The organism is Methylobacterium sp. BE186 (assembly GCF_031457035.1).
GTDB classification, from domain to species: Bacteria; Pseudomonadota; Alphaproteobacteria; order Rhizobiales; family Beijerinckiaceae; genus Methylobacterium; species Methylobacterium segetis.
In genome coordinates, this window is the sequence record NZ_JAVDVV010000050.1 from 1 (window position 1) to 14071 (window position 14071).

Consider the following 14071-nt stretch of genomic DNA (forward strand, 5'->3'; position numbering starts at 1 on the left):
GGCGGCGATCGCGGAGGGCGACGGCGAGGCCGCGGCCCGCCGGATGCGCGCCCACATGCTCAACGCCGCGAGCGCGCTCGGGCGCTACGTCGCCGGGCACAGGGGGGTTAGAGTCGTCAGCGGTCAGGTAGCGACGGCCAAGTCGCCCTCGTAGCCTGCTGCTGCGGGATAGTTGCGGCACTCCTGCGAAGTGAAACGGGTGTAAGCCCTCTATATTGCGGCCCAGAGATCTGAGATCGTCGGGCTGCCGCACTGCGCAACACCGCCCTGAGCTTCGTGAAGGCCTACTCGATCGGGTTGAGATAAGGGCTGTAGGACGGGAGGTACTGATCGTCGGTCCTCCGCGTCCTGCGGCACCCTACCCAGTCTGAGCCCGGATACCGTCCGCTTGCCCGCAGCCTGAGCCCCAAAGCGGACAGGCAGGTATCGGCCAGCTTCCGTGATCTGAGTCTGCGAGATCAGGAACCCAGAAGCGGACGCTGAAGGTCAGCCGCGATGTGATGGCCGCTCAAATCACGAAGTACGAGGTGCCCGATAGACCAGCGCATCGCTGCGAAGGGCGAGGGTGGCGTCGCGAGGGGCTGAAGGTCCCGCAGAAGCACCGGTCACGCAGGCGCCTGTGGCTCAACGACGGCTCGGGCAAACGGCTGCGGCCGCAGCATCGCAACCACGTCTGGAGCTTCGATTTCGTGCAGGCGCAGACCCATGATGCCGGACGCGACGATCCAGTTCTGGTTCGTGGACGAGTGCGAGGCGACCCTGTTCCGCCTGCGCTGGGGTTAACATAGGACATATTCTCGCCAAGGTTGGCGGCGATCTGCCGACCCGTATTCCAAATAACAAAATCTAACGACAAATAAAAGGGAATGCAAACCTAAGAATTTTATCAAGGAATGATTTGTAATAATGGCTACAGCTACTCCCACCGGCCTTGAGTCGTACTTCCTGTCCCTCGTCAATCAGACCCGCGCCAGCGCCGGCAAGACTGCGCTCAGCTTTGATGGCGAGCTTCTGAACGCCGCTGATTCCCACAGTCAGTGGATGGACCAGACCGACACATTTTCCCACACGGGCGTGAACGGCTCCTCGGCCGGTGATCGCGAGACCAGCGCCGGTTACGGCTGGACATCGTGGGGTGAGAACATTGCCTGGGTCACCGACACCCTCAACGAAGCGACCGTCCAGCAGTTGCACCAGAATCTGGTCAACTCGCCCGGTCACTACGCGAACATCGTCGGTAATTTCTCAGAGGTCGGCATTGGTCTCCAGCAGGGCACGCTCAACGGCCGCAGCGTCGTGTTCGTGACCCAGGATTTCGGCGCCCCGAACGCCACCGAGCGGGCCGAGGCGAACGACGTGGGGGGCTCCCTCGTCACGCCGACGCCTGCTCCGGTTCCGACCCCAACGCCGGCGCCAGCTCCGACACCGGTTTCGACCGCCCCCACCCCGGACGTGTGGAAGACGCTCGTCGGGACCAGCGCAGCCGAAACCCTCAAGGGCGGCGCGGGCAACGACACGATCAACGGCAACGGCGGCTACGACACCCTGTTCGGTGGGGCCGGCAAGGACACGTTTGTGTTCGACACGGTCAAGGAAGCCCACGGCCAGACGGTCGCGGACTTCGCGCACGGGACGGACAAGCTGGATCTGCACCTGATCGACGCCAACACCCGCACCTCGGGCGACCAGGGCTTCACCTTCATCGGTGACCAGGGCTTTCACCACAAGGCGGGCGAGCTCCGGGAGTACGATTCCGGCGGCCACACCTACCTCGTGGGAGACGTGAACGGCGACGCCTACGCAGACTTCGCGATCAAGGCGTCAGGCCTGCACAGCTTCACGGCTGGGGATTTCATCCTCTAAGGACGAGATTCCGCGCCTCGGGGTGGCTTAGCGCTAGAAGCGCTTGACTACTTCGAGGTGCGCGACTGCGGGAACTTGGGCGAGCCCAGGCAGTAGGCAAGGGCGACCGTAAGGATCAGGCTCGGGCCAATCGCACGCACCCGCGCGATCAAGGCCACCTCGCGGTCGACCGCGGCGCCCCCTTTCCCGCGGCCGCAAATGCAACGCATGCTCGCTGGATCTCGGCGTGGTGCGTTTACCGCCTTGGTGCAGACGTTCGGAGCTGAACCGCGGAAGGCCCGACAGGGGTCACTTTAAGGCATCTACCTGTGCAGCGCTGAATGTTCGCTTCCCCATACCTGTAGCCCCGCACGACACGAGGCCGGGGACCATCACCCCCTGCCCTACCGTCCCGATACCGATACCGGCGCTTTGGCAGCCGCCCCATGAGTGCGCCGCTTGAGCGCCAGAGGACGAACTTCGTCCGCCGCTCATCACAACGCCACGCCGCGCGACTACCTGACCGCACACATCAGGCAATTCTCGCAAAATCGAGCAGGGCCAAGTGTTTGAAACTTGGGCACACTCAACCCAATCCTTCTGCTCACATGCCGGCTACTTTGCCACCAACGACCTGTAGCTGAGCCCCCCAGCAGAAAGCGCCTTCTTCCGCGGGTTCGTCGATGATGAACACGCACCCGAATGGCCGAGACGCGCCACAAGGAGCCGCGACCGGATGTTGCCGGAGGAAGCGGCACCGTTCGCTGAACGGAAGCTGCGCGTCGGCTTCAGAGCGGGTTCAACGCGGTCAGACGAGACTGCGTGCATCCTCGAACCTCAAAGGTTGTCCGATGAAGCTCCGCGTCACAGGTCTAGTCGTCGCCGCCCTCGTGCTCCTCCCCGGCGCGGCGTCCGCACAGAGGTACGAGCATGGACCCCGGCACCACCATCATGACGACAGGGACCACCACCGCCACCATGGCCATAGCTACGAGTATAACTATGGCCACGAACGCCGCCACCATCACGGCTACGACCGCCTCGTCCACTCCAACCGGGGCCACCACCATCACCGTCACGGGTACTGACCCACCGCGGGGGAACGCCGGGAAGGTCCAATTGGTCCCGGTGGTTGCGCGCCCTTGACCTTCCTACCGTGGGAAGGAGCACCGTGTCGTGCATCGACCTTCCGCACGACCCAGAAAACTGGCATCGTCGCTTCGTGACGTTCTGGCTCGCCCTCCGGCGGCTGCTCCCGCTTCTGGCGGTCCTCAGCCTCGCCTTGACGCCGGTGACCGCCTCCGCGGCTGCCGCGGGCATGCACGCGTCCATGACTGCGCAGGCGCACGGCTCGCACGGGGCGATGCCCGCCATGGACCACGCAGCCATGGACAGAGGCGGTATGGACATGGACGACATGCCCTGCTGCCCGCCGGACAAGCCGGACTGCACCAATGCGGGTTGCCCGTTGATGGCGCTCTGCCTCGCCAGCGTCGCCTCGCTCCTGCCGAGCGCGATCCTCGTTCCGGCGCCCGTCGCGACGCATGCGGCGCCGTCCGGGCCTCACGCCACGTCCTTCGCCAGCCTGCACGGACCACCGCTACCAGAGCCTCCCCGAACCTGAACCCGATGCCGCCGGCGCGTGCGCCGGCACGGTGACGCGCGCCCGCGCGTGGCCATCCATCGCGTTCAGGAGACAAAACCCGTGACCAAGAACCCCTTCGCGCGCGCCGTGCCGGCCGCGCTGCTCGGCGCCGCCCTGTCGGCGTCGGCGTTTGCCCTGCCCGCCCTGGCGGACGTCAAGGACTACCGCTTCGAGCTCGTGCAGCAGGAAGCGAAGGTCGGCGAGGCCATCATCGCCGTCCGGCTCGTCGACCAGCGGAGCGGCAAGCCCGTGCCCGACGCCGTAGTCTTCGCCAAGCGCCTCGACATGGCCCCCGACGCGATGGAGGAGATGGCCACGAAGGTCGAGCAGGTCCCCTCGACCGAGCCCGGCGTCTACCGCTTCAAGGCCAAGCTCTCGATGCAGGGCCGCTGGCGCCTCTCGCTGGCCGCCAAGGTCCAGGGCGAGACCGGCACGGTCGAGGACAAGCTGGTCCTTCAGGCCGCGAAATGACCCGCCCGGCATGGATCGCCGGGACCCTCGCCGCGCTCGCGGCGGGGGGGCTCGGCTATTGGACGGGACGGCAGGACGGCCCCGTTCCGGCCTTCGTCGAGTGGGCGAGGTCCGGGTACGTGCCGGCGCTCGTGGAGCGGGCCCGCCACGGCGTCGCCCGCCTGCTGTCCGCTGCGCAGGCGCCAGCCCTGCCCAAGCCCGCGATCGGACCGGTGGTCTACTACCGGGACCCGGACGGGAAGCCCGTCTACTCGGCGTCGCCGACGGTGACGGCGGACGGCCGGGAGTTCCGGGCGGTCCGAGCCAGCGAGGACGTGCGCTTCGACGACGGGGACGGCGAGGCCATCCCCGCCGACATGGCCGGGCACGGTACGGAGCCGGGCGAGGCGGCCAAGCCCGGCCGCGACGCCCGGCGCATCCTCTACTACCGGAACCCGATGGGCTTGGCCGACACCTCGCCGGTGCCGAAGAAGGACTCGATGGGGATGGACTACATCCCCGTCTACGCGGGCGAGGACGAGGGCGGCGTCGTGAAGATGTCGCCGGGCAAGGTGCAGCGCACGGGGGTGCGGACCGAGGTCGCGGAGCGCCGCGTCCTGTCGGTGCCGGTGCGGGCGCCGGGCAGCGTCGAGGAGGACGAGCGCCGCATCTCCGTCATCGCCATGCGCACGGACGCCTTCATCGAGAAGGTCGAGCCGGTGACGACGGGCGACCACGTCCACAAGGGTCAGCCGCTGCTGCGCCTGTTCGCGCCCGAGATCAACGCGGTCGCGGCCCAGTACCTGACCTCCATCGGCTACGAGGGCGGCCGGCGGCGCCTGGAGAACCTCGCCATCCCGCCCGAGGTCATCGACGAGATCGAGCGCACCCATAGGGTGCCGCCCTCCATCACCTGGTCCTCGCCGCGGGACGGCGTCGTGGTCGAGCGAAACGTCTCGGACGGGATGAAGGCCAAGTCCGGCGACGTTCTGTTCCGCATCGTCGACCACACGCGCGTCTGGGTGCTGGCCGACGTGCCGGAGCGCGACCTCGCCGGGGTGGCGGAGGGGCAGAAGGCGACGGTGCGGGTCCGGGCCTTTCCCGACCGGACCTTCTCCGGGACCGTGACGCGGATCTACCCGCACCTGATGGCGGAGACCCGGACCGCCCGGCTGCGCATCGAGTTACCCAACCCCGACGGGGCGCTGCGCCCGTCGATGTACGCCGACGTCGAGATCGCGACGGGCGACGGCAAGCCGGTGGTGGCGGTACCGGACGACGCCGTCATCGACACGGGCGAACGCCAGGTCGTGCTACTCGACCGCGGCGAGGGGCGCTTCGAGCCTACGGCAGTGAAGGTCGGCCTCCGCGGCCGGGGCTACGTCGAGATCCGCGAGGGCGTGTCGGCCGGCGACCGGGTGGTCACCGCGGCGAACTTCCTGATCGACGCCGAGAGCAACCTGAAGGCGGCGCTGCAGGGCATGACCGCGCCCAAGGATGACCGGCAGACGGCGAACGCGGGAGGTGCTCCGTGATCGCGCGCCTCATCGGCTGGTCGGCCCGCAACCTCGTCCTGGTGCTGATCGGGACCGTGTTCGCGGTCGCGAGCGGCGTCCTGGCGCTGCGGACCCTGCCGCTCGACGCCATCCCGGACCTCTCGGACGTGCAGGCCATCGTCTACACCGAGTACCCGGGCCAGGCCCCGCAAGTCGTCGAGGATCAGGTCACCTACCCGCTGACCACCGCCATGCTGACGGTGCCGAAGGCAAAGGTGGTGCGTGGCTTCTCGTTCTTCGGGGTGTCGTTCGTCTATGTCATCTTCGAGGACGGCACCGACCCGTACTGGGGCCGCTCCCGCGTGCTGGAGTACCTCAGCGGCGCGGCGAGCCGCCTGCCGGCCGGAGTGACGCCGACGCTTGGCCCCGACGCGACGGGCGTGGGCTGGGTCTACCAATACGTCGTCGTCGCCAAGGAGAGGTCGCTCGCCGAGCTTCGCTCGCTGCAGGACTGGGTCGTCCGCTTCGGGGCCTCGCGGGCCGAGGGCGTGGCCGAGGTGGCCGGCGTCGGCGGCTTCGTCAAGCAGTACAACGTCGTCGCCGACCCGAACCGCCTGCGCGCGCAGGGCATCTCGCTCAACAAGCTCCGGGACGCCATCCGCGCGAGCAACGCCGATGTCGGCGGCCGCACGGTCGAGCTCTCGGAATTCGAGTTCATGGTACGCGGCCGCGGCTACATCCGGACCGTCGCCGACATCGAGAACATCGTGCTGAAGACCTCAGGCGGCACGCCGCTGCGGGTCCGGGACGTCGCCCGGGTCGAGGTCGGCCCGGACGAGCGGCGCGGCATCACCGAGATGAACGGCACGGGCGAGGTCGCCGGCGGCATCGTTTTGCAGCGCTTCGGCGCGAACGCGCTCACCGTCATCGAAGGCGTGAAGGCGAAGCTCGCGGAGGTCGCCAAAAGCCTGCCCGCCGGCACCGAGATCCTGCCGGTCTACGACCGCTCGCAGCTCATCGACGCGGCCATCGAGACCCTGCGGCACACGCTGGTCGAGGAGAGCGTCGTCGTCTCTCTCGTCTGCATCGTCTTCCTGCTGCACGTGCGCAGCGCGCTGGTGGCCATCCTGATGCTGCCGGTCGGCATCCTGATGGCCTTCGCCGGCATGAAGGCGCTCGGCATCGGCGCCAACATCATGAGCCTGGGCGGCATCGCCATCGCGGTCGGTGCCATGGTCGACGCGGCCATCGTCATGATCGAGAACGCCCACAAGCACCTGGAGCGGGCGCCGCCGGACAAACCGCGGGTCGAGGTCCTGGTCGAGGCGGCAAGCGAGGTCGGGCCCTCGCTGTTCTTCTCGCTCCTCGTGATCACGGTGAGCTTCCTGCCAATCTTCACCCTGGAGAGCCAGGAGGGCCGGCTGTTCGGACCGCTCGCTTACACCAAGACTTTCGCGATGGCGGCGGCGGCCCTGCTCTCGGTGACGCTGGTCCCGGCGCTGATGGTGCTGTTCGTGCGCGGGCGGATCGTCCCCGAGCACCGCAACCCGCTGAACCGGCTCCTCATCTGGGTCTACCGACCGCTTATCGCCGGCGTGCTGCGGGCCCGGGGGCTCACCATTCTGCTCGCCGTGGGCGTGCTGGCCGCAACCGCATGGCCGGCCCGGCAGCTCGGCTCAGAGTTCATGCCGGAGCTCGACGAGGGTACCCTGCTCTACATGCCGACAACCCTGCCGGGCATCTCGGTGACCAAGGCGGGCGAACTCCTCGCTACTCAGGACCGCATCATCAAGAGCTTCCCCGAGGTGACCTCCGTCTACGGCAAGGCGGGCCGCGCCAACACGGCGACCGACCCGGCCCCGATGGAGATGTTCGAGACGGTCATCGCGTTGAAGCCGAGAGCGGATTGGCGTCCGGGCGTGACGCTCGCGAGCCTCAAAGCCGAGATGGACGCGGCCCTGCAGTTCCCGGGCGTGTCGAATGCCTGGACGCAGCCGATCCGCGCCCGCATCGACATGCTCTCGACCGGCATCCGCACGCCGGTGGGCGTAAAGGTGCTGGGCAGCGACCTCCGGGAGATGGAGGGGGTCGCCCGTCAGGTCGAGGCCGTCGTCCGAAACGTGCCGGGCACATCGAGCGCCTACGCCGAGCGGGTCATCGGCGGCTACTTCCTCGACATCGCGCCCGACCGCGAGGCGCTTGGGCGCTACGGCCTCATGGTCGGCGACGTGCAGGATGTGGTCGCGACCGCCCTCGGTGGGCAAAGCGTGACGAACACGGTCGAGGGCCGCGAGCGCTACACCGTCAACGTCCGCTACCCGCGGGCCTTCCGCTCGGACCCGCGAGCCATCGCGAACGAGGTCCAAGTCCCGCTGCCGACAGGCGGCACGGTGCCGCTCGGCGAGGTGGCGAAGGTCGAACTCACGCGCGGGCCGACCTCGATCCGCACCGAGAACGGGCAGCTCGCGGTCTACTTGTTCATCGACATCGCCGGACGGGACCTGGGCGGCTACGTGGCCGAGGCGCGCAAGGCGGTGGCTGACGCCGTGAAGCTGCCGCTGGGCACGAGCCTGCAGTGGAGTGGGCAGTACGAATATCTGGAGCGGGCGGAGGCGCGGCTGAAGATCGTGGTGCCGCTCACTCTGCTCGTCGTCTTCCTGCTCCTCTATCTGAACTTCCGGCGCCTGACCGAGACGCTCATCGTCATGCTGTCGCTTCCCTTCGCCCTGGTCGGGGGCGTCTGGCTGATGTGGTGGCTCGGCTTCAACCTGTCGGTCGCGGTGGCGGTTGGCTTCATCGCGCTCGCCGGGGTGGCCGCCGAGACCGGCGTGATCATGCTGGTCTACCTCGACCACGCGCTGGACGAGGTTCGCGCCGAGTGCGGGCGCGAGGGGCGCCCGATCACGCGCGAGGACCTGCGCCGAGCCATCATGGTCGGCGCGGTCGAGCGGGTGCGGCCCAAGATGATGACGGTCGTCGCCATCATGGCGGGCCTTCTGCCCATCCTCTGGAGCACCGGCTCGGGCTCCGAAGTCATGCAGCGCATCGCGGTGCCGATGATCGGCGGGATGATGTCCTCGACGGTGCTGACGCTGGTCGTGATCCCGGCAGTCTACGCCCTGGTGAAGGGCCGCGGGTTGCCTTCGGCGGACAAGGTCGCCCGCGAGGCGACAGACGGAAACGTGAGGCTGCCGCAGGCGGCCGAGTGAGGTCGAACGGGAGATGACGATGAGGAGCGATATGATGCCGTCCCGGCGTGCCGTGCTCGCGGGCTTGGCGGCGGGGCTGGCGCTCGGACGGGGTGCCCTGGCAGAGGGATTGCCCACGGTCGCGGTGACCAAGGACCCGACCTGCGGCTGCTGCGAGAAGTGGGTCGCGCACCTGCGCGAAGCCGACTTCGCCGTCACGGTGACCGAGGGCCCGGTCAACCCGGTGAAGGTGCGCCTCGGCGTGCCGCGGGACCTCGCCTCCTGTCACACCGCCCAGGTCGGCGGCTACGCGATCGAAGGGCACGTGCCGGCCGGGGCGATCAGGCGGCTTCTGGCCGAGAAGCCCCAGAGTACGGGGCTGGCGGTCCCCGGCATGCCGGCCGGCTCGCCAGGCATGGAGGTCGACGGCATGGAGCCGGCCACCTACGACGTCGTCCTGTTCGGGCCGGAGGGCCGGACCACCTTCGCGCGCTATCGAGGCGGCGAACCGGTCTGACCGAATCTCGCCTAGTCACCCGACAGGACGGACCTTTCGGGCTTCACATGCAGGGGCCTCTCGTCAGGAACGTCTCGACGTCCAGCGGACGCGTGCTTCGGCCAGCCTTCGCATCGTGGTTGCGGCCAGGGCATCGGGCGCCTCGTCGGGGATGGGGAACACCGAGCTCGCGTTGATCTCGCAGAGCACGTGGGTGTCCTCGCCGGCAGTATCCTTCGGCCCCAGCAGGAAGTCGGCGTCCCAGACGACCGGCAGGTCGTCCGGCTTCAACCCGAGAAGAGCCGTCATCTGCGGGATCCAGTCCGCTTCCATCAGACCGCGAAGACGCTGGAAGCGCTCGTCGTCCGGCCCCGAATAGAGGCGCGGCGGCGCCCTCCCGTGCTCGGGCGGCGCGAGGGCCGTGACATACTGGGCACCGAAGCCCACGACGCGCGTGCCGCTGACGTAGCAGCGGACCATCCCCTCCAGATGGCGCGCCTGGAAGGGCTGGTCGACGAGGGTGCCGCCCGCCGCGAAGTCGGAGGCGCGCTCGGCCAGGAACGCGTCGAGTGGCACGGTGCGCAGGCTCCTGTCCCGCGCCTCCTGCACAAAGACGTCCGCGCCCGTCCCGCGCTCGACCTTCCACACCCCGATGCCGCCGTTGCCGCGGCTCCGCTTCAACACCCGCGGCTCCTTGAACACGCGGCTAGGGAATTCGGCCGCGAGGGCTGCATGGCTCCGGTAGAGGTATGTCTCCGATCCCCAGCCCATCTCCCGGGTCCGGTACAGCACCTCCTTGGTGCCCATCCGGTCGATGACGTCGGGATGTGCGCTGACGAGGATGCCAGCCTCCGCGACCTCCCGCAGCACCGCGTCCAGGGCAGCACGGCCCGCGCCGGTCTCCTCCGTCACCGGGTTCACCCAGACCAGCACCGCGTCCATCACCATGAGTTGGGCCCGGAGGAGGTCTGCCTGCCCTTCGACCCAGACGGCGGGCTCGGCGGCGATGCCGTGCCGCCCCAGGGCGGCGAACACCACCACGAACCGGCTGCTCTCGGGGCGTGCCTCGACCCGCGCCTGCGCATCGCCTCGCCAGACGACGGCAACCTTGAAGGGAGGAGAGCTCGGGCCGTGCATCCGCGTCAGCCTTTCGCGACCTTCACTTGGTCGAGCGCCTCGCGCAGGCCCTTGGCCAGCTTAGCCGCGTCGTCATTCGCCCAGAAGTGCCTTCGGCCAGCATGTATGCCGGGGTGAGCGCCAGCGCCCCAGCAAGACGGCTCCCGTTCCTCGCCGCCGATCCCGACGAGATGCCGCCGCCGTGCGAGTATCTCATGATTGGTCTTCGGCGTCGTGGGCGACATGCGCCGTGGATCGCTCAGGCGAAGCGGATGCCGGAGTGCTTCGCCTTGTGGTCGGGCTCGACGTGGATGCTCACGACGGCAGCTTCGACGGCTGCGCGGAGTGCCGCCTCGAGCCGGTCGCAGATCTCATGGGCCTGCTCGACGGTCATCGCGCCAGTGACCTGACCGGCTGGCTTTGGACCGAGCTGATTGCGAGGATCAGCCAGGACTTGCGGCCAAGTCAGGCCGGCAGCTATGCGCCCATTATGGTCGTTCGAAATATCCGAGCGGCCTCCACAAAGCGGACATCGAAAAGCTCAAGCGGGGGTAAGGCTAGCGTCAATTGTTTGACCTCCAGCTCTGTCAGCTAGCCCGTCGTCGGCAGCGAGAAGTGTGCTGGCGTCGGCGTGCACCCGCTGCCCAGATGCGATCCAGCCTGACGTACAGCAGGGTCGTCCGCTGCCGTCTATGATAGACGAAGCCGGAAATGCGCTGGTCATCCAGCGTTGAGCACGTCCATGGAGAGTTGCAGTGGCGCGTCTGGACCTCGGCACGAAGCGAATTTGCCCGACGACGGGCAAGAAGTTCTACGACCTCAACAAGAGCCCCGTGATCTCGCCCTACTCGGGTGAGGTCGTCCCGACCTCCGTGTCAACGTCCTTCGCCAGGGGAGGCACGCCCGTGGTGGCGCGCAAAGAGGCGCCGGTCGACGATGAGGAGGAGACGGACGGGCCAGAACTCGTGTCGCTGGATGAAGTCGAAGCCGAGGAGGCCGACAAAGATACGGACACCGATGCTGAGGGCGATGACGCCCTGGAGGTCGATGACGATGGCGACAGGGTCGAAGACGACACCCTCGTGGTCGACGAGGATGACGAGGACACCAGCGACCTGATCGAGGTCAACGACGACGATGACGACCAGTAGCCGCGCTCAAGCTCATCGCCGGAGCATCCGAACACCAATCTCGAAAGCGGTCTCGGCGTCCGGTTGATCGGTTCGCAGGGCGCGCCATGAACAGGGCCGATCGCACCGCTATGCGACGCGACGGCTCCTTGGCCTCGGCGTTGATCATGGTCGCGGGCGCGGAGGCGTGAGCTGCTACGATCGCGGCCAGATCGAGGATGTGGTCTGACCCGATCGGATGAGCCTGGGTAGTCGGTTCAGCGAGGTAGACGTCGACGGCAGCGCCGACGGGCTCGATCGCGATGCGCTCGGTGGTCACGAGATCCGAGTGCGTAGCATCGTCAGACATCCGCGACGTTCTACACCCTGCGCTGCAAGCTGCAACAACGTGACATTGAGGACCGGACCATCATCAAGGAACCTCGTGAACGAGGCGGTCACCGCCTAACGCAACCACGAACTAACGCTGCTCTCGCGCAGGGGCGGTCATGCGGTCCGTGTACAACCTGTTGTTCAGTCTTGGAGATCGAGGCGCTCGCCAAGCCCGCGGGGATCCTGTGCCGCCACAACACCGGCACGGCGTGCGGGATCTACCTTGAGCGCCCGGAGGCATGCGCCCGCTGGCACTGCCTGTGGCGAAAGATCGGGGCCCTGCCCGACGAACTCAGGCCGGATCGGTCGGGCGTGGTGTTCTCGCTGGAGAGCCGGCCACCTATCGCAGAGGCGCCCGACGAGGCCTGCATTGTTGGTCGCGCCGTGGACGGAGTGCATGCCTTCGACCGATGGGAGGTGGCCGAGGCGTTCGCCATGTTCGTTCGCGAGGGGTCGTTGCCGGTGTGGAAGGCATCGGACCGAGATGCCACCATGTTGAACCGGGCCCCGAAGACCCCAGCGCGGCGCCATCGAAGGCCAGCGGTGCCGAGGAGGCCACCGAATTCACCGGGGTGAGCCGATGCTCAACTTGGATCGCGTAGATGACGGCAGGCCGATCCGGCCAGCCGAAGCGGCCTGACGAGAACTCGCTGCTACCCCGTCGAAGGAAAGCTCAGGCGCTCTTCAAGTTGGCGGCGCTTTCCTTGCCGCTGCGCCGGTCGGCCTCGACGTCGTAGGAGATCTTTTGCCCCTCGATGAGGTTGCGCATCCCAGCGCGCTCGACGGCGGAGATATGGACGAAGACGTCCTTGCCGCCGTCGTCGGGCTGGATGAAGCCGAAGCCCTTGGTCTCGTTGAACCACTTCACGGTGCCGGTAGCCATAGCGGTAACCTTGTCGCCGGCTCGCCAACGCGGCGTGCCGTGAGGGGCGAAACGGCCGTGTCGGCCGACCGTTCCATGCGTTGCACGGACCGGATAGTGCCTATTGGGCGATCTCAAGAACCTTGACAGCTCTTCCCGCGTTCGCTCCGGCAGTCCAGTCATCTGGGCTATCTTCGCGGCTCATGGAGGCGCAGGATGCCAGCATCGGCGGCTAGAGTGCGTCAAGCTACAGCGGCTTGGGGCTAGTGTTTTCGACTGTAGCGGACAGGCGCGTGAATGGCAGACGTCGTGAGCTTCCCAGCCGGCCGCCAATCCTCCTGTGCGAACTCGCCATACCGAGCATACCGGTTCGCGCCAGATGGTAGCGTCAGGTCGACCATCCCGATCGAGGCCGCCACCGACGCGGACGCTGCGGAACGTGCTCTCTACCTGAGCGACGGAGACCGCGTCGAACTCTGGTCGCGTGCACGCTTCGTAGCCCACGTGGGACCATTGGACGGCCCGGTCGCGACCTCGATCACCCTGCTTGAAGACGAGCCGACCCCTGATCCGTGAGCGCGGCTCTTCGCCTGTGACGCTCATCTAAAAGTGAGATCTCGGCTACTGAGAAGAAGCGCGGCAACCGATCGGCTGCATGTCGCCTGCTAAGGATTGCAGCTACCGGCCCGTGGCTGACGCATGGTCGCACGGCCCCTAACGGCAGGGTGTCTACATCCGAGACACAGCAGGCTTTCTGCCCCATTCGAACCTTCGTCACCAGCGGTTCAAATGTTCGCTTAGGGTCCTTCAGGGCATCTACCTGTGCTGCGCTGGACGTCCGCCTCCCATATCTTCTGCCCCGAAGCAGACAGGCCGCAAACAGCCACCTTCGGTCATCCGAGGCGAGGAGGCCCAACAACCCGGAAACAGACTTCCCTACGCCTGGATGTGTGAGAACCGGCGGTTTCGCCGAACTCAGAAGTTGGCGGCTGCGAAAGGCAGCAGCGGGCATAGGGTCGAGCCCCAGCCCCGCTTCACAGGTGTCGGCGAGCCGACCAAGCCTCCAACTAGATGCACAGCCGTGGCGAAATCCCAGCAAGCCGATAGCGGCAGCAATCTGCAAAGCTGTACGTCGTTACGTCAGCTGTCACGTCTGCTGCAGAAGGGGAGGCCGGAGCGGGGCCGTTTCGCCCCCAAACCCTTGAAATAATTGGTGGGCGCACTAGGGTTCGAACCTAGGACCCGCTGATTAAGAGTTCTCGCAGGCAGCGGGTAAGATCGCCTACCTCAGGGGCCGATACCCTGCCAACCAACGGAAATTACTCGCTTTTATCCGCTGAACCCGCTAACCTTGGCCTTGCGAGCGGATCCGAACGGGCCCGAGCGAACCTGCAGAAAACCTTATTTCGCCGGAGCCCAGGTCCGAACAAATGGTGAACAAGAGCCCACTCAAGCTGACTCGCGCCTCGATCGA

13 protein-coding genes and 2 pseudogenes are annotated in these 14071 nt (G+C 67.2%); 8 read left to right on the forward strand and 7 right to left on the reverse strand.

Features of this window, described 5'->3' with window-relative positions:
* Positions 1-123: 123 nt before the first annotated feature.
* Positions 124-326: pseudogene (locus J2X36_RS26210) on the reverse strand (IS630 family transposase); the annotation flags it as partial.
* A 234-nt stretch (positions 327-560) separates the two neighbouring features.
* On the opposite strand from J2X36_RS26210, the pseudogene J2X36_RS26215 reads away from it, so the two are divergent.
* Positions 561-710: pseudogene (locus J2X36_RS26215) on the forward strand (IS3 family transposase); the annotation flags it as partial.
* Positions 711-906: 196 nt separating this feature from the next.
* A complete protein-coding gene (locus J2X36_RS26220) occupies positions 907-1863 on the forward strand; it encodes a CAP domain-containing protein (protein WP_310355089.1) in 957 nt (318 codons plus the stop codon).
* 851 nt (positions 1864-2714) lie between these two features.
* Here the strand turns inward: J2X36_RS26220 and J2X36_RS26225 are convergent.
* A complete protein-coding gene (locus J2X36_RS26225; protein WP_310355090.1) occupies positions 2715-2921 on the reverse strand; it encodes a hypothetical protein in 207 nt (68 codons plus the stop codon).
* A 143-nt stretch (positions 2922-3064) separates the two neighbouring features.
* Here J2X36_RS26225 and J2X36_RS26230 point away from each other — a divergent pair, with 143 nt between their 5' ends.
* From J2X36_RS26230 to J2X36_RS26250, 5 genes are all read left to right on the forward strand, one after another.
* Positions 3065-3466 carry a hypothetical protein gene (locus J2X36_RS26230; RefSeq protein ID WP_310355103.1) on the forward strand — a complete coding sequence of 134 codons (402 nt, stop codon included), beginning with the start codon at positions 3065-3067 and terminating at the stop codon, positions 3464-3466.
* A gap of 81 nt (positions 3467-3547) precedes the next feature.
* Positions 3548-3958, forward strand: coding sequence for a FixH family protein (locus tag J2X36_RS26235; RefSeq protein ID WP_310355091.1), 411 nt, complete (start codon positions 3548-3550; stop codon positions 3956-3958).
* On the forward strand, positions 3955-5472 hold the full coding sequence (locus J2X36_RS26240) for an efflux RND transporter periplasmic adaptor subunit (RefSeq protein ID WP_310355093.1): 1518 nt from the start codon (positions 3955-3957) through the stop codon (positions 5470-5472). Before J2X36_RS26235 ends, J2X36_RS26240 begins: the two co-directional genes overlap by 4 nt.
* Positions 5469-8642 carry a CusA/CzcA family heavy metal efflux RND transporter gene (locus tag J2X36_RS26245; RefSeq protein WP_310355095.1) on the forward strand — a complete coding sequence of 1058 codons (3174 nt, stop codon included), beginning with the start codon at positions 5469-5471 and terminating at the stop codon, positions 8640-8642. Before J2X36_RS26240 ends, J2X36_RS26245 begins: the two co-directional genes overlap by 4 nt.
* A gap of 19 nt (positions 8643-8661) precedes the next feature.
* Positions 8662-9138: a DUF411 domain-containing protein gene (locus tag J2X36_RS26250; protein ID WP_132255664.1), complete on the forward strand. Its 477-nt coding sequence runs from the start codon at positions 8662-8664 to the stop codon at positions 9136-9138.
* A gap of 63 nt (positions 9139-9201) precedes the next feature.
* Here the strand turns inward: J2X36_RS26250 and J2X36_RS26255 are convergent, their stop codons facing one another.
* From J2X36_RS26255 to J2X36_RS26265, 3 genes are read right to left on the reverse strand one after another with little or no spacing between them, the layout of a single operon-like run.
* Entirely contained in the window at positions 9202-10254 is a 1053-nt protein-coding gene (locus J2X36_RS26255; protein WP_310355097.1) for a Cj0069 family protein, read from the reverse strand.
* A 5-nt stretch (positions 10255-10259) separates the two neighbouring features.
* Complete coding sequence (locus J2X36_RS26260; protein ID WP_310355099.1) at positions 10260-10478, reverse strand: hypothetical protein; 219 nt, start codon at positions 10476-10478, stop codon at positions 10260-10262.
* A gap of 14 nt (positions 10479-10492) precedes the next feature.
* Positions 10493-10738: a cation transporter dimerization domain-containing protein gene (locus J2X36_RS26265; protein ID WP_310355105.1), complete on the reverse strand. Its 246-nt coding sequence runs from the start codon at positions 10736-10738 to the stop codon at positions 10493-10495.
* A 250-nt stretch (positions 10739-10988) separates the two neighbouring features.
* Here J2X36_RS26265 and J2X36_RS26270 point away from each other — a divergent pair, with 250 nt between their 5' ends.
* Complete coding sequence (locus J2X36_RS26270) at positions 10989-11384, forward strand: TIGR02300 family protein (RefSeq protein ID WP_310355100.1); 396 nt, start codon at positions 10989-10991, stop codon at positions 11382-11384.
* On the opposite strand, the gene J2X36_RS26275 is transcribed toward J2X36_RS26270, so the two are convergent.
* A complete protein-coding gene (locus tag J2X36_RS26275; RefSeq protein ID WP_310355102.1) occupies positions 11359-11682 on the reverse strand; it encodes a hypothetical protein in 324 nt (107 codons plus the stop codon). The genes J2X36_RS26270 and J2X36_RS26275 overlap by 26 nt on opposite strands.
* A gap of 726 nt (positions 11683-12408) precedes the next feature.
* Positions 12409-12618, reverse strand: coding sequence for a cold-shock protein (locus J2X36_RS26280; protein ID WP_132255660.1), 210 nt, complete (start codon positions 12616-12618; stop codon positions 12409-12411).
* Positions 12619-14071: the final 1453 nt, after the last annotated feature.

Coding starts and splice junctions, on each gene's coding strand:
- J2X36_RS26220 (WP_310355089.1), top strand. CDS start 907: ATGGCTACAGCTACTCCCACCGGCCTTGAGTCGTACTTCCTGTCCCTC.
- J2X36_RS26240 (WP_310355093.1), top strand. CDS start 3,955: ATGACCCGCCCGGCATGGATCGCCGGGACCCTCGCCGCGCTCGCGGCG.
- J2X36_RS26250 (WP_132255664.1), top strand. CDS start 8,662: ATGAGGAGCGATATGATGCCGTCCCGGCGTGCCGTGCTCGCGGGCTTG.
- J2X36_RS26255 (WP_310355097.1), bottom strand. CDS start 10,254: ATGCACGGCCCGAGCTCTCCTCCCTTCAAGGTTGCCGTCGTCTGGCGA.
- J2X36_RS26260 (WP_310355099.1), bottom strand. CDS start 10,478: ATGTCGCCCACGACGCCGAAGACCAATCATGAGATACTCGCACGGCGG.
- J2X36_RS26280 (WP_132255660.1), bottom strand. CDS start 12,618: ATGGCTACCGGCACCGTGAAGTGGTTCAACGAGACCAAGGGCTTCGGC.